Annotated in this window: 20 protein-coding genes and 1 pseudogene; 6 read left to right on the top strand and 15 right to left on the bottom strand. The window is 65.0% G+C overall.

The features are described 5' to 3' along the window. Window positions 1-69: 69 nt before the first annotated feature. Entirely contained in the window at window positions 70-1,392 is a 1,323-nt protein-coding gene (locus B2G71_RS21505; RefSeq protein ID WP_098108720.1) for an MFS transporter, read from the bottom strand. Next, the gene (locus tag B2G71_RS21510; protein WP_098108737.1) at window positions 1,389-2,216 is read right to left on the bottom strand and encodes an SDR family NAD(P)-dependent oxidoreductase; all 828 of its coding nucleotides are present in this window, start codon (window positions 2,214-2,216) and stop codon (window positions 1,389-1,391) included. The genes B2G71_RS21505 and B2G71_RS21510 overlap by 4 nt, the downstream gene beginning before the upstream one ends. A gap of 99 nt (window positions 2,217-2,315) precedes the next feature. Here B2G71_RS21510 and B2G71_RS21515 point away from each other — a divergent pair, with 99 nt between their 5' ends. Further along, entirely contained in the window at window positions 2,316-3,398 is a 1,083-nt protein-coding gene (locus tag B2G71_RS21515; protein WP_206049479.1) for a LysR family transcriptional regulator, read from the top strand. Window positions 3,399-3,492: 94 nt separating this feature from the next. Here the strand turns inward: B2G71_RS21515 and B2G71_RS21520 are convergent, their stop codons facing one another. From B2G71_RS21520 to B2G71_RS21545, 6 genes are all read right to left on the bottom strand, one after another. Then, the gene (locus tag B2G71_RS21520) at window positions 3,493-4,725 is read right to left on the bottom strand and encodes an acyl-CoA dehydrogenase family protein (RefSeq protein WP_098108722.1); all 1,233 of its coding nucleotides are present in this window, start codon (window positions 4,723-4,725) and stop codon (window positions 3,493-3,495) included. Window positions 4,726-4,740: 15 nt separating this feature from the next. Then, a complete protein-coding gene (locus B2G71_RS21525; protein ID WP_098108723.1) occupies window positions 4,741-5,859 on the bottom strand; it encodes an acyl-CoA dehydrogenase family protein in 1,119 nt (372 codons plus the stop codon). A gap of 90 nt (window positions 5,860-5,949) precedes the next feature. Next, on the bottom strand, window positions 5,950-6,849 hold the full coding sequence (locus tag B2G71_RS21530; protein ID WP_098108724.1) for an enoyl-CoA hydratase: 900 nt from the start codon (window positions 6,847-6,849) through the stop codon (window positions 5,950-5,952). Window positions 6,850-6,964: 115 nt separating this feature from the next. Then, window positions 6,965-7,765, bottom strand: a complete 801-nt coding sequence (locus tag B2G71_RS21535; protein ID WP_098108738.1) for an enoyl-CoA hydratase/isomerase family protein — start codon at window positions 7,763-7,765, stop codon at window positions 6,965-6,967. Window positions 7,766-7,839: 74 nt separating this feature from the next. Continuing rightward, complete coding sequence (locus tag B2G71_RS21540) at window positions 7,840-9,900, bottom strand: 3-hydroxyacyl-CoA dehydrogenase NAD-binding domain-containing protein (protein WP_098108725.1); 2,061 nt, start codon at window positions 9,898-9,900, stop codon at window positions 7,840-7,842. A 4-nt stretch (window positions 9,901-9,904) separates the two neighbouring features. Further along, window positions 9,905-11,416 (bottom strand): AMP-binding protein, encoded by a 1,512-nt coding sequence (locus B2G71_RS21545; RefSeq protein WP_240530280.1) that lies wholly within the window; start codon window positions 11,414-11,416, stop codon window positions 9,905-9,907. A 317-nt stretch (window positions 11,417-11,733) separates the two neighbouring features. Here B2G71_RS21545 and B2G71_RS21550 point away from each other — a divergent pair, with 317 nt between their 5' ends. After that, on the top strand, window positions 11,734-12,900 hold the full coding sequence (locus B2G71_RS21550; RefSeq protein WP_098108726.1) for a thiolase domain-containing protein: 1,167 nt from the start codon (window positions 11,734-11,736) through the stop codon (window positions 12,898-12,900). Between the two features lie 209 nt (window positions 12,901-13,109). Here the strand turns inward: B2G71_RS21550 and B2G71_RS21555 are convergent, their stop codons facing one another. The 3 genes from B2G71_RS21555 to B2G71_RS21565 all read right to left on the bottom strand — a co-directional run bounded on the left by B2G71_RS21555 (window position 13,110) and on the right by B2G71_RS21565 (window position 17,304). After that, entirely contained in the window at window positions 13,110-15,257 is a 2,148-nt protein-coding gene (locus B2G71_RS21555; RefSeq protein WP_168176444.1) for a TonB-dependent receptor, read from the bottom strand. Window positions 15,258-15,425: 168 nt separating this feature from the next. Further along, the gene (locus B2G71_RS21560) at window positions 15,426-16,076 is read right to left on the bottom strand and encodes a TetR/AcrR family transcriptional regulator (protein ID WP_168176445.1); all 651 of its coding nucleotides are present in this window, start codon (window positions 16,074-16,076) and stop codon (window positions 15,426-15,428) included. A gap of 37 nt (window positions 16,077-16,113) precedes the next feature. Continuing rightward, complete coding sequence (locus B2G71_RS21565; RefSeq protein ID WP_098108729.1) at window positions 16,114-17,304, bottom strand: M20 family metallopeptidase; 1,191 nt, start codon at window positions 17,302-17,304, stop codon at window positions 16,114-16,116. Between the two features lie 76 nt (window positions 17,305-17,380). Here B2G71_RS21565 and B2G71_RS21570 point away from each other — a divergent pair, with 76 nt between their 5' ends. Beyond that, window positions 17,381-18,232, top strand: coding sequence for an alpha/beta hydrolase (locus B2G71_RS21570; RefSeq protein WP_098108730.1), 852 nt, complete (start codon window positions 17,381-17,383; stop codon window positions 18,230-18,232). A 50-nt stretch (window positions 18,233-18,282) separates the two neighbouring features. Here the strand turns inward: B2G71_RS21570 and B2G71_RS21575 are convergent, their stop codons facing one another. Continuing rightward, the gene (locus tag B2G71_RS21575) at window positions 18,283-19,122 is read right to left on the bottom strand and encodes an SDR family NAD(P)-dependent oxidoreductase (RefSeq protein WP_098108731.1); all 840 of its coding nucleotides are present in this window, start codon (window positions 19,120-19,122) and stop codon (window positions 18,283-18,285) included. Window positions 19,123-19,421: 299 nt separating this feature from the next. On the opposite strand from B2G71_RS21575, the gene B2G71_RS21580 reads away from it, so the two are divergent. After that, a complete protein-coding gene (locus B2G71_RS21580; RefSeq protein ID WP_098108732.1) occupies window positions 19,422-20,654 on the top strand; it encodes an acetyl-CoA C-acetyltransferase in 1,233 nt (410 codons plus the stop codon). Between the two features lie 138 nt (window positions 20,655-20,792). Here B2G71_RS21580 and B2G71_RS24650 read toward each other — a convergent pair whose 3' ends face one another. Further along, entirely contained in the window at window positions 20,793-20,948 is a 156-nt protein-coding gene (locus B2G71_RS24650; RefSeq protein ID WP_240530281.1) for a hypothetical protein, read from the bottom strand. A 365-nt stretch (window positions 20,949-21,313) separates the two neighbouring features. Next, window positions 21,314-21,481, bottom strand: coding sequence for an Arm DNA-binding domain-containing protein (locus B2G71_RS24655; protein WP_240530282.1), 168 nt, complete (start codon window positions 21,479-21,481; stop codon window positions 21,314-21,316). Between the two features lie 478 nt (window positions 21,482-21,959). On the opposite strand from B2G71_RS24655, the gene B2G71_RS21590 reads away from it, so the two are divergent. Both B2G71_RS21590 and B2G71_RS21595 read left to right on the top strand, forming a co-directional pair. Then, window positions 21,960-22,211: a type II toxin-antitoxin system RelE/ParE family toxin gene (locus B2G71_RS21590; protein WP_098108733.1), complete on the top strand. Its 252-nt coding sequence runs from the start codon at window positions 21,960-21,962 to the stop codon at window positions 22,209-22,211. 11 nt (window positions 22,212-22,222) lie between these two features. Next, window positions 22,223-22,564, top strand: a complete 342-nt coding sequence (locus B2G71_RS21595; protein ID WP_098108740.1) for a helix-turn-helix transcriptional regulator — start codon at window positions 22,223-22,225, stop codon at window positions 22,562-22,564. Between the two features lie 181 nt (window positions 22,565-22,745). Here B2G71_RS21595 and B2G71_RS24660 read toward each other — a convergent pair. Beyond that, a pseudogene (locus tag B2G71_RS24660) lies at window positions 22,746-23,214 on the bottom strand (transposase); the annotation flags it as partial.

Genomic DNA, 23,214 nt, shown 5'->3' on the forward strand with positions numbered 1-23,214 from the left:
CGGCGAGGATTCGCGCGGCGCACGGCCGCTGTCTCCTCGCCCGAGACGAACCGCCGTCGAGATTGCCGATCAGCGAGCGAGCGCCGGTCGCAGGACGCCGCGCCGCCTGACCAGCAGCAGCAGCGGCGCGCACACGCTGCACGGGATCGTCACGGCGCCGATCGCAAGCAGGAGTCCCCCGGTCCCTTCGAAGACCAGATCGGAAAGCAGTCCGACGAGGGGCGGCGTAACCGCCATCAGGCAGATCAGGCTCAGGGTCTGCAGCGAAACGAGCTGGCCGCGCAAGTGGTTAGGGGCCGTCGCCATCAGGATCGTCGGTGTAACGGTCATACCCACGTAGACCGAAGCGATGAACGCGCTCGCCGCGGCGGCGACCATCAGGGGTGTCTGGGCGAATGGCAAGCCCAGAACGGACAGCGCGCCGAGCACGGTGCCGATCTTGAGCACATTGAGCGGGGCCGCTGTGACGTCCTTGCGTCCGAACCACGTGACAAGGCCGGTCCCCAGCGCAATTCCCGAAAGCGACCCGGCGCCGAAGATCATGCCGAACCATTCGCCCGCCTGGCCGGAGCCGAAACCGTGGACGCGCACGAAAGCCGTCGGCAACCAGGCGAAGATCGGCCCAAGGCCGACCTGGGCAAGCACGATCGCGCCGATCAGACGAACGATCAGCGAGCGTTCGCTGACGAGGAACTGGCGGAAGCTCGTCGTCCCGTCCTGCTCGTGGCTTACGTGTTGCTCTTGCCGCGCAGGCTCGCGGACGAACATCAGCGCCACGAAAAGAATGAAACCAGGCAACGCGGCCGCGACGAAAGCGACACGCCACGGCGCGAGGACGGTCAGGGCCTCGTGCCCCGCAAGCCTGGCCACTTCGAAGACGCCGATCATCGTGCCGCTGAGCGATGTCACGGCGCTTGCACCCGCGAGCGTACCGGTCAGGAATACCGACACCGCAAGGGCGCGCCGACGCTGATCGTACAGATCCGCGATCAGCGAGTAGCAGGCGGGATAGACCGCCGCTTCGGCGGCGCCCACGCCGACGCGGCAGGCGAACAACTGCCAGTAGCCCTCGGTCAATCCAGTCAGAAGCGTGAACGCCCCCCACAGGCCGGATGCCAGCATGAGCAGCCTTATCCGGTTCTTCCTGTCGACCAGCATGCCGACGGGAATAAGAGCCACCGCGGTGCTGAAATTGACCGTCATGCCGCCAAGAATTCCGACATTGGTGTCGGAAATTCCAAAGGCCGCCTTGATGTCCGACGCGAGCAAGGCGAACAATTGCAGGTTCGCATAGGCGAATACCGCGACCAGCATCAGCAGCGCCAGCGTAACATTGGCACGGCGCGCGGAGACCTTGCCGCCACCGGCTGCCTCGGCCGGGTCACCAATCATATGACAAGCCCGCCGCTGGCGATCAGGACCTGCCCGCTCACGTAGTCGCTTTCGGGCAGGCACATCAGCGCGACGGCGCCCGCGGCCTCTTCAGCCGTCCCCGGCCTGCCGAGCGGGGTCATCGCGCTCACGGCCGCGGAGGTCTGCTCGGGAACGCCGACCTGCACGCTACGTCCTTCGATCTCGATGCGGCTTTCGGGATCGCTGTTCGGTTTGGTCAGGCGTGTCTCGATGAAACCGAATGCGACGCAGTTTACGCAGACCTTGTAGCGTCCCCACTCCTTGGAAAGCGTCTTCGTCAGACCGACGATCCCAGCCTTCGCGGACGCATAGTTCACTTGTCCGGCATTGCCATGGGTTCCCGCGAGCGAGGAAATGTTGACCACCTTGCGGATCACCTCGCGCCCCTGCTCGGCTTCTTCGCGTCGGAACGCCCTGATGGGGTCCGCCGCGGCTCGCAGGATGCGGAACGGCGCGGCCAGGTGCACGTCGAGCATCTCCTGGAATTGCGCATCGTCCTGCTTCTGGATCACGCCGTCACGGGTGTAGCCGGCATTGTTGACGATGATATCGAGCCCGCCGAAGCACTCGATCGCCGTGCCCACGATGCGATCGGGAAAATCCGGCACCGTCACGCTGCCGATGCAAGCGATAGCCTGCCCGCCGGCCATTTCAATCGCCGAGACAACTTCGCCGGCCGGTTCCGGATCGAGATCGTTCACGACCAGCATCGCGCCTTCGTCGGCCAGCTTGAGCGCGACCGCGCGCCCTATGCCTCGACCCGATCCGGTAACGATTGCGACCTTGCCGTCCAACTTGCCCATCGTTTGTTCCTGGCTCTTGGCCACGACGCTTGCGCGTCGGCCGTGAAATTGCGCGCGAGATACGGATGATGCCGAGTCGGCGTGCGACCCGCCAATGCATTGGGCGCCACCAACATTCCTTGTAGGAATACCCTTGGAGATATTACGGAGACCCGCAGAAAAGGACGCCTGTCCCCATCTTCGCTCATCGCACGCGCGCTCGGTGCGTGGCGAAAAAGGTACTGGTTTCTCATAGATATTCTCTCTAGTTATGTCTGGATGCTCGATCGTCGTTTGCTCTACGTTGTCGCCACCGCGAGACGCGGTTCCTTCACCGCCGCCGCGGCGGAAGTCGGCGTCACCCAGTCCGCGATCACCAAGAGCGTGGCCGATCTGGAACGCCAGATCGGCTATGTCATCTTCAACCGGACGGCTCGCGGCGTGATCCTGACCGAGGACGGGCAGAGCTTCGTCGAGCGATCGGTCCGCATCCTGGACGAGACGCGGGAACTGCTGCGAGGCTCGTTCACCGGGTCCGATCCCTATGCGGGCGTGTTGAAGATCGGCATCTGTCCGGCCTCGATCGAATGGCTTCTGGTAGAACCTCTCTCGACGCTCACGCAACGACACAAGAGCATTCGGCTCGACATTACCGGGTCAAACTTCGATCGTACTGCGCAGGAATTGCGGGCCGGAGCGATCGACGTCGCCGTAGGGTTCGAGGCCGCGTTCCGCGAGCAGCCCGATTTCCGGTGCGAAGCCCTTGCCGGGCCCCGAACCTCTTTTTTCGTGCGATCCGGTCATCCGATACTGGAGCGCGAGGAAGTGACCCTGGCGGATCTGGCGAGGTACGAGATGATCTCCCCTTCCAGTTCGCGCCCCTACGATTCGTTCATGCACCGGATATACGAGGACGCCGGCATCGAGGCCCGGACAAAGCTCCACTTCATCGACTATTTCCCGATCGTTGCACGCCTGGTCTCACAAAGCGATGCCATCGCGCTGGTGGCCTCGGATTATACCGAGACTCCCTCGTTCAAGCGACGGTTCACCCGGGTCCCGTTCCTTGAGACCCGCCCGCTTTCTCCGCTGGCGATCGCGATCCGGTCGCGCTGGACGCCCCGCCCAGCCGTTCGCGCCTTCATCAAGGCCTGCCGCGAGCGGCTGCCGGCAATCGATGCGCAAGACGAAACACGGGTATAACCGGCAGCCGTCGCGCCCGCTCTGCTCGGGGCGCTGGCCTCGCGCGACGACCGCGTCACCACGCGCACGCGACGCCGGTTCCGGCTAGGTCCGGTCACCGTCCCCGGGGAATGTCCTTGAAAGCGACATCGCGGTCGACACGGATGTCTGCCGGGAGGCCCAGCACCCTTTCGGCGATGATGTTCTTGAGGATTTCGTCGCTCCCCCCGGCTATGCGCAACGCTCCGCCGAAAAAGAAGTTGTAGTCGAACGCGGCGATGTCCGCGCCGCCCGCCTCGCCCGCGACAATCCCGAACTGGTCGAGCCGGTCGAGCGCTTCGGTGGCGACGTCCTGCATCTGGCGCGCGGAAACGATTTTGCCGATCGAGGCTTCGGGGCCCGGAGCCTGACCGCGGCTGAGCGCCGTCATGACGCGCAGGCGTGTCAGCCGGATGCCTTCCGCACCAACGTACCAGTCCGCCAGCTTCTCGCGCAACGCCTGGTCCTCGACCGCCGGGCGTCCATCAGCGCCTGGCAACTCGCGCGCCAATGCGAGCAACTCGCGCCAGCCTGGCCCGCTGCCCATGCCCACCGCCAGCCGTTCGTTCATCAAGGTGATCAACGCGACCTTCCAGCCCTCGCCGATCTCGCCCAACCGCTGGCAATCGCGGATTCGAACGTCGGCGAAGAACACCTCGTTGAACTCAGAATCGCCCGAGGCCTGGTGAATGGGGCGCACCTCGATGCCGGGGCTGCGCATATCGAGCCAGAACATCGTCAGGCCCTTGTGCTTGGGCACATCGGGATCGGTCCGCGCGAGGAGCAGGCCATAATCCGAATAGTGCGCGCCCGAGGTCCAGACTTTCTGGCCATTGACGATCCAGTCGCCCGACCCGTCGTTCGCCCGAACCGCGCGCGTGCGGCTCGCCGCGACGTCGGAGCCAGCCCCCGGTTCAGAAAAGAGCTGGCACCAGATCTCGTCGCCGCGCAGCGCCGGGCCGACGAAGCGCTTGCAGGTCTGCGCATCGCCGACGGCCATGAGCGTGGGCAGGCACATGCCCAGGCCGATTCCGAAGAAGCGGAAGGCGATGCCGTAGGCCCCTTCTTCCTCATCGAAGATCGCCTGCATGACCGGCGATTCTCCTCCCCCACCCCATTCGCGCGGCCAGCTTATGCAGGCGAATCCGGCGTCGGCCTTCCTGGCCTGCCAGGCCTGTCCGGCCGCCTTCATCGCCGGCTCGTCGCTCTGGTCCAGTTGCGCCCAGTTCACTTCGGGTGCGTTCGCCGCCAGCCAGGCCCGCGCGCGGGCGCGGAATTCGGCTTCTTCCGGGCTGTCGTTGAAGTCCATGGTGCAGTCTTCCGATCAGTGTTGGTTGCGGGCCTCGAGCTCTTGAACGAGCTGTTCGCGCCAGTTGGAAATGCCGCCGAGCGCGAGTGCCAACTGGCGGGACCGCCGCAGATGCAAGTGGCAATCGACCTCCCAGGTGAAGCCGATCCCGCCATGGGTCTGGAGATTTTCCTTGGCGGCGAAATCGTAGGACTGGATCCCCGCGACCCGCGCCGCAGCCGCCGCGAGCGGGAGATTGGACTCTCCCGCGCCAAGAGCCCAGGCGCCATAGTAAGCATGCGAGCGGGCGAGTTCGTTCTTGACGTAGATGTCGGCCAGCTTGTGCTTGATCGCCTGATAGCTCGCGATCACGCGGCCGAACGCATAGCGTTCGAGGGCATATTCCCGCGCGGTCTCAAGGCAGCGGTCGGCGCCGCCGAGTTGCTCGAACGCGAACAGCACCGCGGCGCGGTTCATCACCGTATCCAGTTGCGCCTTGCCCTCTCCGGCCGCGCCGAGCCGTTCGCACTCGGCGCCTTCGAAGACGATGCGCGCCGCGCTGCGGGTCGGATCGAGCGACTCGATCGGCTCGCGCCGGACTCCCTCGGCGGTGGCGAGGTCGACGACGAACAGCCCCAGCCCCGCGTCATCGCGCGCCGCGACGATCGCATGCGTCGCGATATCGCCGTCCGTTACCGGGATCTTGGCGCCGTGGAGACGTTCGTCCTCGACCCGCGTCGTCATCGCGTCGCAAGCGAGCCGGCCCCGCCCCTCGCCGACCGCCAGACAGCCGATCGCCTCGCCCGCGGCGATGGCTGGCAAGAGCCGCTCGCATTGCCGATCCTCGCCGAACGCGAGGATCGCTTCGGCGAAAACATAGACGGTGGAAGCAAAGGGAATGGGGGCGATCACGCGCCCCAGTTCCTCCGCGATCGCGCACAGATCGGTATGGCCAAGACCGGAACCGCCCCATTTCTCGGGGATCACCGTCCCGGTCCAGCCCATCTCGACGACCTTGCGCCAAAGCGGTTCGTCGAAGGGCTTGTCCCGGGAATCGAGAACCGAGCGGGTCGTGGCAATCGGGCATGCAGCCTCGAGAAACTTGCGCGCCTCGCGCTTGAGGAATTTCTGATCGTCGGAAAAATCGAAGTTCATGAGCCATCGCTCCTCAATCCAGTCGCGGGCCGACACAACCGGGGGCCGGTTTGCGCGCGGCGCGAATGCGCGGCAGCGCCGCGGGCTCGTTCAATCGGGCTTCGGGCCGTTCGCGGCGATCAGCTTGTCGATATTGGCGCGTACGGCCGGGGGCAGGCTGTCGAGGTCGATCGGGACGCCGCCCACCAGCATCGCCTGCATGTGCCCGATCTGATGCATCTGGAAAGCGTGGTCCATCGCCGCCTTGCGGCCCATCTGATCCTGCGAGAAATTGATCGCCTGCTTGACCAGCTTCATCGTGAACGGATTTCGTGCCACGATCGTGCCCGCCAGTTCGAGCGCCGCGGCGGACAGGTGCTCGCGCGGCACGACGCGATTGACCATGCCTTGCCGCTCCGCCTCGTGAGCGGTCATCCAGCCGCCGGTCATGAGCCATTCCTTGGCCTTGCGCGGCGACATTTCGTAAGCGTGCTGAAAGAACTCGACCCCCGGAATGCCCATCTCCGCGGCCGTGGCATCGCGGAAACGCGCGTCGTCCGAACAGACGATCAGGTCGCACACCCAGGCGAGCATGACCCCGCCGGAAATCACCGAGCCCTGGATTTCGCCGATCACCGGCTTGGGCGCGTTGCGCCAGCGTTCGGTTATCTCGAGGTAGATTTCCTTCTCGCGCGCATAGGCACCCTGCCAGCCTTCGCCGCCGTACTCGCCCCAGAGGCCCGCGATGCGATCGCGCGGAGGATCGGCGGGCCCCTCCCCGCTGAGGTCATGGCCGGCATTGAAATGGGCGCCCGCGGCGGCGAGAATGATAACGTTGATCCGATCGTCGTGGCAGGCGCGCCGGAAGGCATCGTCCAGCTCGTAGGTCATGGTGATGCCCTGCGCGTTGCGCCGGTCCGGGCGGTTCATCACGATCCGCGCGACCTTGGGCGCCGGGATCTCGTAAAAGAGCTGCTCGTAGCCGGCTTGCGTCGTGCCGTCGGTCGTCATTGCCGCCTCTCCAATCTGGATCTTGCCGAGCGTCTTCGGACCAGGGGGCCGGAGGAACAAATGCGATCACCACTCCATTCATTCCTCGCAGGAATACCGATCGCGTCCGCAGCGCTCACTCCGCCCGTGTCTTGCTGCCCCCGCCCAGCGCCTCGGCAACCGACGCGCCGAAAGGCCCCGCTTCGATGCATTGCAACTGGGTCCGCTCCTCCAGCGCGATCACCGAGGCCAGATCGTCGATCTCGGCCGCGCGCGGCAGCACCCGCTTGGTCTTGCGCAAGCCGATCGGGGATGCCGCAAGCAAGTCTTCGACGAGCGCGCGCGCCTCGGCCTCGAGTTCGTCGTCTTCGACCACTTGCGAGACGAGCCCGGCGGCAAGCGCCCGGTCCGCGCCGATGAAGCGCCCGGTCATCATCAGTTCGGCCGCCACGGACATGCCCACCATGCGTGGGAGGAAGTAGCTCGTGCCGAGCTCGCAGCCGGAAAGTCCGAGCTTGACGAACGCCACGTTCATCCTCGCGCTGCGCCCCGCAAGGCGAATGTCGGAGGCCAGGGCGAGATTGAAGCCGCCGCCGCAAGCGGCGCCGTGAACCAGAGCGACGATCGCCTGGGGGCAGGCGCGCATCTTGAGGATGATGCCGTCAAGCGAAGGCCCCGGGCCCGCGTCGGTGTCGCCCGGAGGCAATCCTTCCCTCGATTTCTGGAACCAGGTGAGGTCGAGGCCGGCGCAGAAGCCCTTGCCGGCCCCACGCATCACCACGACCCGCTGGCGATAGTTCGATTGCAGGGCGTCGAAATAGTCCCACAGCTCACGCACCATCGTGCCGTCGAGCGCATTGAGCCGCTCGGGCCGGTTGAGAGTGAGCCAGTCGACGGCTCCGTCGCGCACGACCTCGATCGTGGAATAATCACGCATGTTCTGATCCTGGCTGATACGCCGCCGGCCTCGCGCGCGCGCGACGGCGGGCGAGGTCTGCGAACGGGGAGGGGTCAACGGTTGAAGCGGCCGTCTCGCGCCGCCGTCTCGCGCAGCAGCGGCGCGACGGGCAGGCCGTACTTTTCGAGGCCCGCGACGATCGTGGGCAAGCCGATCGTATCGGCCCAGAACATCGGGCCACCGCGATAGGCCGGCCAACCGTAGCCCTGGGTCCACACGACGTCGATGTCGCCGGCGCGCTGGGCTATGCCCTCTTCGAGAATCCGCGCGGCTTCATCGACCATGGTGTAGAGCGTGCGCACGACGATCTCCTCTTCGGAGATGGCGCGCTCGACGTGGCCGGATGATGCCCGGAACCGCGCGATCAGCGCTTCCGCCACCGGGCTGGCGTGCGGCCTGCGCTTGTCGTCGTAGTCGTAGAAGCCCGCGCCGGTCTTCTGGCCCCAGCGCCCTTGCGCCGCGAACGCGTCGCGCAGGGTTTCGATCCGGTTCGGGTCGCGATGCCAGCCAATGTCGAGTCCGGCCAGGTCGGCCATTTGAAACGGGCCCATCGGCATCCCGAAGGCGACATGCACGGCATCGATCTGGCTGGGCGTCGCACCATCCATAAGCAGGGCTTCGGCGTGAATCTGGCGAGGCACCAGCATGCGGTTGCCGATGAAGCCGTGGCACACGCGTGCCACGACCGCGATCTTTCCGATCCGTTTCGCCAAGGTCATGACCGTGGCCAGAACGTCCTTGGCGGTCCGTGCGCCGCGCACCACTTCCAGCAGCTTCATGACGTGCGCCGGAGAAAAGAAATGCATACCGACCACATCGGCGGGACGCGAGATCGAGGCCGCGATGATGTCTATGTCGAGGAACGAGGTGTTGGTGGCAAGGATGGCTCCGGGCCGCGCGATCCGGTCAAGCCGGGCGAAGATCTCCTTCTTCACCGTCATGTCTTCATAAGCCGCCTCGACGATCAGATCGGCATCGGCGAGCGACGCGAAGTCCAGCGTCGGCATGAGACGTTGCATCGCCGCCCTTGCCTGCTCGCCCGTCATCCGGCCTTTTGCCGCGCTCGCGTCCACCATGCCGCCGATCGTCGCCGCCGCCTTCCGAAGAGCCTCCTCGGACGCATCGACGAGCGTTACGGGAAAGCCGGCGGAGAGGAACGCCATGGCAATGCCGCCGCCCATCGTGCCCGCCCCGATCACACCGACGCGAGCGATCGTACGCTGGGGCATGTCCGGGGGGACGTCGCGTATCTTTGCCGCCGCGCGCTCGGCGAAGAAGAGATGCCGCTGCGCCGCCGATTGCGTTCCGGCAAGGAGCGCCTCGAACGCGCGCGATTCCATGGCGATGCCCTCGCCGAACGGCCGATCGGCCGAAGCCTCGAGGAGATCGACGATCGCGTTCGGTGCCTCGAAGCCGCGAAAGCGGCGCGCGTTGGCCTCGCGGAACGCGGCGAAGACCGCGGGATCACAATCGACGGCGCGCTCGCTCGCCCTCGGCAAGGGACGCAAGGCGGCGACTTCGGCCGTGAACCCGACCGCGTCGGCGATCAGGCCGTCCTCACCGGCGAGCCTGTCGACGAGACCGCAGTGCAGCGCCTCGGACGCTTCGACCGGATCGCCCTTCGCGATCATGCCGAGCGCCGTCTCCATGCCGGTGAGGCGTGGCAGGCGCTGCGTCCCGCCCGCGCCGGGGAGCAGACCCAGCTTCACTTCGGGCAGGCCCAGTCTCGCCGACGGCACCGCTATACGGTAATGGCAGGCGAGCGCCAGTTCGAGCCCCCCGCCCAGCGCCGTGCCATGGATCGCCGCGACCACGGGTTTCGCGCAGGCCTCGATCGCCCCGGCCAGTTGCGGCAGCGTCGGTTCGGCCATCACCCGGCCGAATTCGGTGATGTCGGCGCCGGCGAAGAAGGTGCGCCCCGCGCATGCGATGACCGCGCCTTTCACGGCCGGGTCCGCCTCGGCATCGCGCAAGGCGGCAAGCAGACCGGCGCGCACTTGCGCGCTCAGCGCGTTGACCGGCGGACTGTCGGTGACGATGGTCATGACCCCGTCGCGGATCTCGCTGGTGACGATCGCGCCGGGTCTGTTCGCGGTGTTGGATTCGGCAGACATGGGCTCAGCCCTCACTACTGGTGTCGGCACGGTCTTCGGCCAGCTTCGAACGGCGTGCCTTGCCGGCATCGTCGCGCAACGCCTCGCTCGTGAATTCGAAGGTCTTCGGAATCTTGTATCGCGCGAGACGCGTGCCGAGGAATTCGCGAAGCGCGTCTTCGCTCGGATCGGGCTTCTCGGTGCCGACCTGGACGATGGCATGGACGCGCTGCCCCATGTCCGCGTCGGGCAAGCCGACGGCGATGGACGACAGGACCATCGGATGCGCATCGAGCGCGGCCTCGACTTCGGCCGGATAGATGTTCGCACCACCGCTGATGATAAGGTCCTTGCGGCGGTCCGCGAGGAACAGGAAGCCGTCCTCGTCGAGGTAGCCGAGGTCGCCCAGCGATTCCCAATCGCCCAGCGCCTGCGGCTCGGCGCCGACGTAGCGGTAGGTCGAGCCCTTCCCGGACTCTGGAAGGAAGTAGATGGTGCCGATCTCGCCCGGCGCGCATTCCCCGCCCGCGTCGTTGCGGACGCTGAGGCGCGAGCCATTCACGACGCGGCCCACCGATCCCTTGTGCGCGAGCCATTCCCGGCCGTTGATGACGGTGAAGCCCTGCCCCTCGGTGCCGCCGTAAAGCTCGATGATGCGGTCCGGGCCGAGCCAGTCGATCCATTCCTGCTTGAGCCAGACGGGACATGCAGCCGCGTTGTGGAAGACGACACGCAGGCTGGACAGGTCGAAGGAGAGGCGCTGATCTTCCGGCAGGCGCCAGATCCGATGCATCATCGTCGGCACCAGACTGATCCAGCCGACCTTGTGCGTTTCGATCAGTTCGAGGGTGCGCAGGGGATCAAAGCGCTCCATCTCGATCACGTGACCGCCGGTGAAGAGGCAGTGCATGGTCACGGTGAAGGGCGTGTTGTGGTACAATGGACCCGGGTTGAGCACCGTGTCGCCGACGACCTGCGTCAGCACCGGGAACCGAGGATCATGCGTCGCGGCACGGCCGTCGACGATCAGCTTCGGCCTTCCAGTGGAGCCGCCACTGGTCATGATCTTCCAGTTCTTGGCGGGCGGGGCGGACAGGCGGGCCGGGGAATGCGGGGCTGGCGCGTCGAATGCCCCGGCGCCGAGAACCTCCCACCCCGGCAAGTCGTCACCCTCCGGGCCGATCACCAACCGCGGCTTGGCCAGTTCCAGTATGGCCTGCCGTTCCGCCGCGGGCAGGCTTGCGGAGACGGGATTGGGCGTCGCCCCCAGCTTCCAGACCGCGAACACGGCCTCGTAGAAGGCGATCCCCTTGGCCATGGCGATCGTCACGACGTCGCCTTCGCCGACACCCAGATCAGCGAGATGGCGCGCTCGCCGGTTGGTGCGCTCGTCGAGTTGCGCGTAAGTCAGCGTTGTGCCGCCGAAAGTGATCGCGGGCCGTGCCGCGCCCCCTTCCGCGTGATAACGAAGCAGATCGCCCATCGGCCATTGTTCGAACTCGTCAGGCGGGGTGAAGCTTTTCTCGATCTCGGACACTGCCCATCTCCCACTCTGATTTGGTCTTTGTCTTCCGGACACGGACTAGCTGCTGCCCCGAGCATCGGAAGTGAGTTCGACGGTCCGGACATGCGCGCGGCTCATGCCTTGGCGCGCACCGCGGTCGGCGGCGGGCTCGCCTCGGCGCCCGCAGCAAGTCCGCTGCCGCCCGCATTCCCGTAAGGCATGGGCGGGAGTCGCTTGTCATTGGACCCGATAGCCGCCGGGCGCCATGTGCGGGGCGACAAGAGAGCAGGCGGGCGCGCACCCATCGTGCGCCGGCCAGCCAACACCATCAGACAGCGAGACGGGATGCAATGACCAGGGCGGCGATTGTTGGATGGGGCCACACCAAGTTCGGCAGGCACGATGCCCTCGGCCTCGAGGACCTGATCGTCGCTGCGTCGCGCGAGGCGCTCGCCGATGCTGGCCTCGCCGCGGACCACATCGATGCGGTCTGGCTCGGCCACTACAACGGCGGCCTGATCGCCGATGGCTTCGCATCTTCCATGGTCCATGCGGCGGACCCGGCGCTGCGCTTCAAGCGCGCCACGCGCTGCGAGAACGCCTGCGCCTCTGGTTCTTCGGCGCTCTATGCCGCCATGGACGCGATCGACTCCGGACGGGTCCGCGCCGCGCTGGTCGTCGGCGCGGAGAAGATGACCGCGCTCGACACCGCAGGCGTAACCCGCGCCCTCGCCGGCGCGGGATATCAGGCCGAGGAAAGCGGGCTTTCGTTCCCCCAGGTCTTCGCCCGATACGCCCGGGCCTATGCCAAGGCTTACGGCGATCCGGGCGAAGGAATGGCGCGGATCGCGGTGAAGAACCACGCCAACGCCCTGCGCAACCCGCTGGCGCAGATGCACCGGCCGATCGACCTCGATTTCGCCATGACCGTATCCGATCGCAATCCGATGATCGCGAGCCCGCTCAAGCTCAGCGATTGCTCGCTGGTTTCCGACGGCGCGGCGGCCGTCGTGCTGGTGCATGAAGACATGGTTCCGCAATTCCGGCGCGCGGTCGGCTTCCGCGCGGCGGCGCAGGTGAACGATCTCCTGCCCCTGTCGGCAAAGCGCCTGGTGGAGTTCGAGGGCCCAAGGCGCGCCTTCGCCCAGGCCTATGCCCAAGCCGGCGTCGGCGTGCGGGATATCGATTTCGCCGAAGTGCATGACTGCTTCACCATTGCCGAACTGCTGACGATGGAAGCCATGGGGCTCGCCGGGCCCGGAAAAGCCTCGAAGGCTCTCGCCGAAGGGGCCACCGAGCGCGAGGGCCGCCTGCCGATCAACCTTTCGGGAGGGCTCAAGGCCAAGGGCCATCCCATCGGCGCCACGGGCGTTTCGATGCATGTCATGGCCGCCCGGCTGCTGACGGGGGAGGCGGGAGAGATGACCCTCGCCAAGCGCCCCGAATTGGGCCTGTGCTTCAACATGGGTGGCGGCGCGGTCACCAGTTGCGTTTCGATCCTCGAACAGATCAAGTAGCGCGCGAAGCGGGGCCGTCGCCGGGCAGGGAGAGCGCCTTGCCATTCGTTTCGGCACGACAAGACGACTTCTTCGCGTGGCAGGGATGCGAACCGCGGCTGGCCGCGTCGTATCCGTAACACCGCCATCGCCAGGCCGGCGGCGCACGCGCGCGGCGTGCGGATCGTGACGGCACCGCCGGGGCAGTGCCGCCACGATCCGGCGATCCGTCACAGCTTGATTTGCGACCTCACGCCCACCATGCGCGGTGCTCCGGTCGAAAGCAGCGGGCCGACCGTCGTCAGCGATCCGGCGCCGTGGTAGCCTTCGTCGAAGACATTGTTCGCGTAGACCCCGATCTCGAAATTCTCGCGCTCGATCCCGACGTAGAGATTGACCAAGGTGTAGGGGTCCTGCCGCAGGAGATTCTGGGCGTCGAAATAGCGCGCGCTGGTATAGCTCACGTCGGCCCGGGCCCGCAGGTCGAAACTGCCGAAGACCGGCAGCACCAGTTGCGGGCTGACCGTGAAGCGCAGCTTCGGCGCGTTGGGAAGCTCGTTGTCGGCGAGATCGGGATCGATCCCGTAGAACTGGCTGACACCGCTCAGGTCGAGATAGCGATCGATCTTGCCATCGAGATACGTGACCGCGGCATTGACGTCGAAGCCGGGCACCACGTTGACGTTGGTGGAAAGCTGCGCACCATCGATCGTGCTCTTGCCCAGGTTGGCCTGATAGGCATAGAGCCCGCTGCTGTCGAGCAACTGGACCTGGCGGTCTGTCCAGTCGATGTGGAAGCCCGAAAGGCTGAAGGTGGCCCGGCCGTCGAACAACCGGCCCTTGATCCCGCCCTCGTAGTTCCAGAGGAATTCCGGCGCATAAGTGCGCGGCACGCTCGGGTCCGGCGTGGCGACGTTCACGCCTCCCGACTTGTAGCCCTTCGATGCGGTCGCATAGATCATCAGGCCGGAATCGAACGCATATTGCGCGGTCAGACGCGGCAGCCATTCATTGCTCTTCGCCTTGCCCGAGATCAGCAATATGGAATTCGTATTGTCGACCGTCTGGTGATCGAAGCGCAGACCACCGCTAAGCAGGAAGTGCGGACCGATCGGCACCTCGGCGTTGACGAAGGCGGCGAGGTTTTCGGTCCGGCGCCGCTCGATGCCGATCGGATTCGGGAACGCATACCCAAGATAGGTGGTCGAGTCCTCGGCCAGGTGCAGATAGTAGCCGCCGACCAGCCAGTTGAACCGCCCCTTGCTCCCTCCCGCGAGACGCAGTTCCTCACTCACCGTCTCGACCTGGGAATCGGCAACGACGTAAGTGGCATAGACCGGATTGGGATTGCGCGAGGCCGCGCGCGACAGGTCGAAGGCGATGGACTGATCGACCTGCCCGTAGCCTGAAATCGACGTCAGCGTGAGACCGCCGAAGTCGTGCTCGATCGTCAGCACTTCGGTGTTCGCGTGGCGGCGGAAATAGTGCTTCTCGCCCTGATCCACAGTGAGATCGTAGGCATTCACATCGACGAGGCCGTCGCGCAACGACGTATCAAAGGGCGCGGAAGGCGCCAGGTTCAGATCATAGTCGCGAGGAATGTACGAACAGTCGCTGCACCCGTCGTTGGTGTAGGTGTAGGTCGCGGAGGCATCGATCGTGGTATCGCCCAGTACCGCCCGAAGCGCGCCGCGAGCCGACACGTCCTTTTCTGAATTGATACCCTCATCGCCCGTGCCGAGATCATCGAGATAGCCGTCCTGGCGGTGATAGGCGACGGCGGCTGACGCGAAGAGCTTGTCCTCGATTACCGGACCCGAAATGCTGCCTTGCACCGAGGTCTCGTCATATTCGCCGTATTGCAGCTTCAGGCTGCCCTCGACGTCGTTGCCCGGCTTCTTGGTGATGTAGTTGATCACGCCGCCGATGGCATTGGCGCCGTACAGCGTGGCCTGCGGTCCTTCGAGAACCTCGACTCGTTCGATATCGAACAGCGTGGTGCTGATCCCCGCGCTGGTGCCGGTGGTGAAGCCGTCGACGAAGACCTGGACCGTGGGCGTACCGGTCTCCGTGCTCGACACGCCGCGCATCGAGAGGAAATTAGCGGAACGGCCGAAGGCCTCGACGAGATTGACGCTGGGCGCGATCTTCGAAATGTCGCTCAGGTCCTTGACGCCTGCGTTTTCCAGCGTTCCGGAATCGATCGCGGTGATCGTCAGCGGCACGCTCAGAACCGACTGTGCGCCCGTCTTCTGCGCCGTAACCACGATGTCACCGGCCGCCCAGTCGTTCTGGCCCGTCGATTGCGGCCGCGATGCCGCACCCTCCTGGGCGCAGACCGGAAGGGCCCAGAGCAGCGCCGCCCCGCTGATTCCCATCGTTAGCCCCCTGGCTCGCCGAACCACGCATGGCTTGTTCATCATCATAACTGCCTCCCTGAAGGACATGCCCGTTGCCATAAATTGACTGTTGTACTCATTTGAGTATCATTGTCAATTATGGCGCAAGAGCCGGTGCGGGGCCCCGCATGGCCCTGCGCCGTCAAATCAGGTTGGCGAAGCGTTCTTTTCCAGGGGCACCACGAAGGCGTTCACGAACTCGTCGATGAGTTCCGGCTGAAGCGTGGCGACATCGGCCTGCTTGCCGTTCTCGTGCCAGAACTCGAGCCCCGCCATGCCGCTTGCGACGAGCATGTAGGCCAGGCTCTTGGCTCGCAGGTGCGCGGCGGGAGTGTCCGGAGAGAACTGCAGGAAGAGCTGCTCCAGAACCTCTTCCCAGTCCCGCCGCATGGCTGCTTGCAGGGGAATACCGGCCGGGTCGTTCCAGATCAGGTCGAAGAGCGGCGCGCGCTCCTCCTTGAAGCCGAGCACCGACGTCCACATCGCATCGCGCACGCCCTCGCTGAGCGACTTGTAGGCGCGTGCCCTGACCCGCTCCGCGACCTGGGCGACCACCGCGCGGTCCTTGTAAAGGAGGATCGCCTCCTTGCTGTTGAAATAGCGCACGATCGTTGCGACCGAGGTTTCCGAGGCATCGGCGATGTCCTTCAGCGTCGTCGCCGAATAGCCCTTGGTCAGAAACAGCCTCGTCGCTTCTTCGAGGATCGTCTGCCGCGCCCGCAGGTGCTTGCGCTCGCGCAGCGAAATCGTGCTGCGCGCGGGCTTGGTGCGATTGCCGGTCTTTGCAGGGGAAGCCAAGGAATTCTCCAAAAGGTGCGATGCCGCTGCGGACCTACTACATTCGCCGTACGCCCGCAAAATCCCCCCCGAAGTCCCGTGCGACCGCCGCGCGCAGGTCCGCGTCGCGGAAGAAGTCTATCGCCGTCATCGCCATCGCCTTCGCCGCGTCGAGCGTCCCGGTATCGCCCATCTCCGAGGCGGCGCACTGCGCGAAGCATGCCGTGTGGGGCGAGGCGCCGTGCGAATCGATGCCGATAGTAGGGTGGATGGCGGGGATCAGGTGGCTGACGTTTCCCATGTCCGTGCTGCCGCGCACGCCGACCGGCACGTCGCCCATCTCGAAGAAGGTCCGCCCCAGAGCCTCCGCATTGGCGCGGTAGGCGAGACACAGCGGGTGGTTGTTCTTCAGGTCGAGGTAGGGGTGCTCGAGCCAGTCTAGTTCGACGCTTGCGCCCGCGCCAAGCGCGCCAGCTTCGAGGCAGGCCCGCACGCGCGGCACCAGCGCTTGGAGCCCGGCGGCGTCGCGCGCCCGGATAAAGTAGCTCGCTTCGGCCCGCTCGGGCACGATATTCGCGGCGGCCCCTCCGTAGGTGATGATTCCGTGGACCCGCTCGTTCGGGGTGATGTGCTGCCGCAGTTGCGCGATGGCCTGATAGGCGGCGACACAGGCGTCGAGCGCGTTCACGCCCGCATGCGGCGCCGACGCGGCATGGGCTCCCCTGCCGCGAAACGTCGCCTTGACCGCGGTGACCGCCAGCGTCGGCATCTCCTCGAGGTCGACTGCCGCCGGATGAACCATCATCGCGGCGTCGACGCCCGCAAAGGCACCGCGCGCGGCCATGATCGCCTTGCCCGCTCCGTCTTCCTCCGCCGGCGTTCCCAGGTAGCGCACCCGCCCTCCGAAATCGCCGACACGGGCCAGTCCCAGCGCCGCTCCCAGCCCCATGGCGGCGATCAGGTTGTGCCCGCAAGCGTGGCCCATTTCGGGCAGCGCATCGTATTCCGACAGGATCGCCACGACCGGCCCCTCGTCCGCGCCGAAATCGCAGCGAAAACTGGTCTCCAGGTCGAAGGCTCCGCGCGTGGGACGCAGCCCGTGGCGTTCGAGCACCTCGCACAGAAGGTTCGAGGCAAAGCGTTCCTCGAACGCCAGTTCGGGCCGGCCGTGGATCTGGCGTGCGACGTCGAGGATCTCGGGCCCCAGATCGTCGATCGCCTGGGTCACTTGGGATTTGAGGTCACGCATCGGGTTGACACCTTATAAACTGATCATCATTATCTTTTGTATATCATTTCCAATAAATTTCAACGGGTGCCGATAGATGCGGATCAAAGTGAATGGCGTGCGGCTGTATTTCGACGTGGAAGGCGCCGAGCTGGTCCCGGACGGGCTGACGATGCGTCAGCGCCCCACCCTGCTTCTGCTTCACGGCGGCCCCGGAGCGGATCACGCGACCTTCAAGCCGTTCATGTCGCGGTTCGCCGATCATGCGCAGGTGATCTACCTCGACCATCGCGGCCAAGGGCGCAGCGATGTGGGCGAAGCGCGGGACTGGAACCTGGCGCAGTGGGCGGATGACGTCGCGGGCTTTCTCGAAGCGCTCGACATCGAGCGCCCCTATCTTCTGGGCGCGTCCTTCGGTGGCTTCGTCGCCCAGGCCTTCGCCACCAGATACCCGGATCGTCTTGCCAAGCTGGCCCTCGTCGCCACGGCCCCGCGCACCGACGCGGAACTGGCCATCCGCGCGTTCACCGAACTGGGCGGAGAACAAGTCGGCGCCATAGCCCGCCGGTTTCTGTCGCAAGACGGCGGAGCCGACGCCGCGACGGACTACCTGAAGCACTGTGTCCCGCTGTACCAGGTCTCGCAGGTCGAGATCGCCGAACTGGCCCGCTCGATCGATCGCCCTGCGGTTCGCGAACATTTCTTCAACACCAATGGCGAATGGCATACCATGGATTTCCGGGCGGGCCTGGCGCGGATCGCGTGTCCGACGCTGGTTCTGAACGGACGCCGCGATCCGGTCCTCCCGATCCAACTGGCGCGCGAGATGGCCGAGGCGATTCCCGCCGGGCTCGCCACGCAGCACATCGTCGAGAATGCCGGCCACGGATGGGCCGACCATCCCGAGGAATGGGCCGAAGTTCTGCGCGCCTTCCTGTTCGACGATTAGTCTCGCAGGCTCGCCCGACGCGGCGCGCAAACGGCGCGCCGCGTCGGGCATCAGATCAGCATCTGGGTCGGCATGGCCTCGATGATCGCCCGCGCGCGCTCCTCCACGAGCGAAGCCAGCGCGGGATCGGTATGAACGTAAAGACGCCGTTCGCTCATCGCCTCGAGGACGTGGCGCCCGACGGCGTCGGGCGAGGCGCCTCCCGCCAGGAAGCTCTTCATGTGGCCGCTCTTGGCTCTGGCCGCCTCCAGCTGCTCGCGGGTCATCGAACGAGTCACGCTTGGCTGCAGAGCGCGCGTGCGCTCGATGATATTGGTGGCGACCGGCCCGGGACACAGCACCGACACGCCTATGTCCTCGTCCGCCAGCTCGATCGCGAGCGCTTCCGAAAGACCGACCACGGCAAATTTCGTCGACTGGTAGAGAACCCCGGCCCCCGCTCCCGCGACCAGTCCGGCGCCGGAGGACGTATTGACGATATAGCCGCCCTCGCCCAACTCAAGCATCCGCGGCAGGAAAGTGCGAATGCCGTTGAACACACCGTGCAGGTTGATGTCGACTCCCCAGTCCCAAAGCTCGTAACTCAGCCTGCTGACCGGCGCCCCTCCGGCGACGCCCGCATTGTTGAAAAGCAGCGTCACCGGCCCAAGCCTGTCTTCAACGTCCTTGGCGGCCCTTGCAAACTCCTCCCGATCGCGGACGTCGAGCACGAACGTCTCGATCGCGGCGAGCGGCAGGAGTTCGGCCCTGGCGATTTCCAGCGCGTCACCATCGATGTCCGCCAGGGCGAGCTTTACGCCCGCCCCGGCCAGCGCCCGCGCGATGCCGAGGCCTATGCCGTTCGCGCCCCCCGTGATGAAGGCCGTGCGCCCCGCGAGCTTGAGTGTCATTGATCCCGTCCTAGCCGTTCCTGTCAGCCGACCTTCAAACATGGCTCGCCAGGGGCCTGAAATTCATACGCGGCGCGCGCGATGCCGCCGGGGAATGCGTGACGGCTCCAGCCATGATGCGCGGGCATGGCTTGCCCCGGGAACTCTCTTCCGGGCCGCGAAGCCCGCAGTTACCTCGCGGCGAAAGGGCGGTTCACGCGAACGCCGGTGGCGAGCCTGAAGGCCCGCCCCGATCACCGGGGATCTTCGCTGCGGCCGCCCGTTCGCTTGATCCCGATACAATATGGAGATTTTGACTGATGGCAGACGCTTACATAGTGGCGGCGGTGCGCACCGCCGGGGGACGCCGCAATGGCCGCCTGGCCGGCGTCCATCCGGTCGATCTCGGCGCGCATGTGCTCGATGCCGTGGTCGAGCGGGCCGGCGTTCCGGCCGATGCCATCGAGGACGTGATCATGGGCTGCGTCAGCCAGGGCGGAGAGCAGAGCGCGCAAGTCGGGCGCAATGCCGTTCTCGCGTCGAACCTGCCTCGCAGCACGCCGGCGGTGACGATCGATCGCCAATGCGGAAGTTCGCAGCAGGCGATCCAGTTCGCCGCGCAGGCCATCCTTTCGGGAACGCAGGACATCGTGATCGCGGCCGGCGTCGAGAGCATGTCGCGGGTCCCGCTCGGCTCGACGGTTCTTCTGTTCCGCGATGCCGGAATGGGCTACACGAAATCGCCCCGGCTCGAGGCGAATTACCCGAACATCGAGTTCAGCCAGTTCGCCGGGGCTGACATGATCGCGGAAAAGCACGGCTTCTCGCGCGAAGACATCGATGCCTTTTCGCTCGAAAGCCACCGCAAGGCGCTTGCGGCGCAGCAACGCGGCGATTTCGCCGACGAGATCGTGCCTATCGAGATCGAAACGGATGCCGGCCCGGAACTTCACGACGCCGACGAAGGCGTGCGCGCCGACGCCAGCCTCGAAGCGATTTCCGGCGTCAAACTGATCCAGGAGGGCGGCGTGATCTCCGCGGCGTCATCGAGCCAGATCTGCGACGGGGCGAGCGCCGTCCTGATCGCCAGCGAGGCGGCGGTGAAGCGCCATGGCCTCAAGCCCCTCGCACGGATTGTCGACGTTACCGTTACCGCCGGGGACCCGGTGATCATGCTCGAGGAACCGCTGTTCGCGACGGACAGGGCGCTTGAAAAGGCCGGCCTGACAATCGACGACATCGACCTCTACGAAGTCAACGAGGCCTTCGCTTCGATACCCCTGGCATGGCTGAAGCACACGGGGGCGGACCCCGAAAAGCTCAACGTCAACGGCGGCGCCATCGCCCTTGGCCATCCGCTCGGCGCCTCGGGCACCAAACTCATGGCAACGCTGATCCATGCGCTGCGCAAGCGCGGCAAGCGCTACGGCCTGCTGACCATGTGCGAGGGCGGCGGGCTCGCGAATGTGACCGTCATCGAGAATTGCGACTGGGCCGACGGCGGCCAAGTGGGTCTTGCCGGCGCCGGGAGGTCCGAACAGGGATCAGGCTGACGCTGGCCGCATGCAACGAGGGGCCACGAGCAGGGGAATCTAGAGGTATCCCGCTCAACGGCGAGACGCCAGGCTACGTACGAAATGTTCTGCGGCGCTCGTGTGCCCGCAATTGAGCTTTGTCGAACTTCGTATTGTTCACGCGACCCTCTTGTTGCCCATCGAGATGCAAACGACCTTGCCGCCATCCAGGAAATCGGCCCAGTCCCGCATCATCGCTCGCCTCGGCGCGAGGTACTCGGCGGCATTGCAGGCTCCGCGCACTTCGTTTCGCTCCGAGTGCGCGAGCTGCATCTCGAACCAGTCTTCGTGGTGTTTTCGGAAAGCGGGCCGTTCGCCCTCGTCCCGGGAGACACAAACTCTCCAGTGCCATCTGCGATCATTCCGCAGGCAATCGCAGCGCCCTGCTTCGCTCGGCGACCGATATCGAGCGCGCCACGTGATTCGATCTTCCTGATCATTGCGAGCACGTCCGTGGCGAAATTTCCGTGATCTTTCGATCACCGAAGAGTGGAAAGACGTCCCCCAGACCCTTGCTGCGTGGGCCGGATCCAACACCGATCTGCGATTCTCGTGCCATTGCTTGGCCACTTGGAGAAAGGTGGAATCAGCCTCCGGATCCATTTCAGAGTTGTCGACTATCGGGTCCTTGCCTTCGGCTAACAATGCCCTCGCCAACGTCCTTTTGGAACGCGCACTGCGATACCGACTCCGGGATAAGCGCCAAGGGAGAGAAGCTTCTCCTTCCCGGCATAGCGGAACCTCATTCGCCACAACTTGCACCCGTTTGGCTGAACGAGCAGGAAAAGCCCGCCACTGTCGCTCATCTTGCAGGCCTTGGCCCGCGCCTCGCGCCTTTCGCACCTGAAGTTCTGTCAACGCTCTCGGGGGGTATCGCCCCATCAGCCGCCAGGCTGACGATACCCCAAAATACCCCCGCTCCAAATCTGGCTCTCAAGCGAACGCAACAGACCGCGAGGGACGCGAATCGAGCGTAACGAACCGATTTATAACGGTTTTATGGACCTTTGTCGGCCTTTATCGAAATCTCTGAAAAGTGGTGTGGTAGCGGAGGAGGAGTATTTTTCAGACTCTTATCATATTGATATATGATGACTTTATTGAGAATTACACTCAAAATACCCCCACTGATACCCCCAGAATTACGATGCGGTGAACCGCATATTTTATGCGGCGATTTGATAACATGAAAGCATGGCGCAATCCACATTAGGCGGCGCCCGCCTCCATTCCCATCAAGTGTAGCCATTGACTACATTGAAGTCATGAGCTACACCGCAGGAAATGAAGCCAGTCACCTACACGCGGGCTGCGTTGAAGGCCCTTCGCAAGATGCACGTGGACGTAGCGGAACGGATCATAGGAAAGATCGAGCAATATGCCGCCGACCCAGCCTCGCAGGCCAACAATGTCAGGGCTCTCAAGGGACGGGAAGGTATCCGTTTAAGAGTGGGTGATTGGCGCGTGATCATGAATGATGACGGTGTTGTTCTGGCGGTTCTCGATATAGGACCGCGTGGCAGCATCTACGGTTGATGGAGACAGATATGGGCGAAATGATTTCGATCTCGCTTGAGGAATATCGCAGCTTGAAGGGCGCCGCCGAAGAGCTGGCCGATCTGCAAGCCTATGATCGCGCTGTGGCACAGTTGGCAAACGGCAATGAGGAACTGCTGCCTGCCGAATTCGTGAAGCGCATGCTCTCCGGCGGAAGCCCTCTGCGCGTCTGGCGCGAGTTTCGGGGCCTTACCCAAACCGCCCTCGCCGAAGCTTCCAGCGTCAACCGCGTGCAGATCGTGGATATCGAGTCCGGACGGAAGAGTGGTTCGATCGAGACGGTCAAGAAGCTGGCCGACGCCTTGGGCATCACGCTCGATGAGTTGATTTGAGAGCATCGCTGCAAACGCCGACGTAGCAGATCTCTGCGGGGTAAATTCGACTTTGCCGGAGCGATCGGCTGTTGGTGTGAGGATTACGGGAAGTTCTGAGCCGTCGGAAGACAGTCTAGTTCAGGTTATGCAAGCGCCACGGAGACAGTTCGGCCTGACGTGTTCCCCTGATTGTTACCAGTCAGAGGTAGAGTCCGGCCCCTTCATGATGGTTGTTTGAGGTGATGGCAACCTGTCTGGGGGCATGCCCCAGACAGGTTGGCCGGCGATCTCGGCGGGGGTTCTCCCGCCCAGTTTCGAGTGCGGCCTGACGTGGTTGTAGTCGTCCCGCCAGGCGTCGAGCACGAAGCGGGCGTGGGCCAGCGACGTGAACAGCGTCTCGTTGAGGCATTCATCGCGCAGGCGCCCGTTGAAGCTCTCGACGAAGCCGTTCTGCATCGGCTTGCCCGGAGCGATGTAATGCCACTCGACCTGCCGTTCCTGCGACCAGCGCCAGGCATTCCCGCGTGTAGTCGTCGACGACGCACAGGATGCGGAACCGACGGCTGCAGGTCATAGTGTCGGAGACGAAGTCTAGGTGTTTGGTCCCAGCATGTGATGGTGTAAATTTGTCATCGTCGCAGCGGAGGACCCTATGGGACAGATTCTAC

Origin of the sequence: Novosphingobium sp. PC22D (assembly GCF_002556635.1) — a bacterium.
Lineage (GTDB): Bacteria > Pseudomonadota > Alphaproteobacteria > Sphingomonadales > Sphingomonadaceae > Novosphingobium.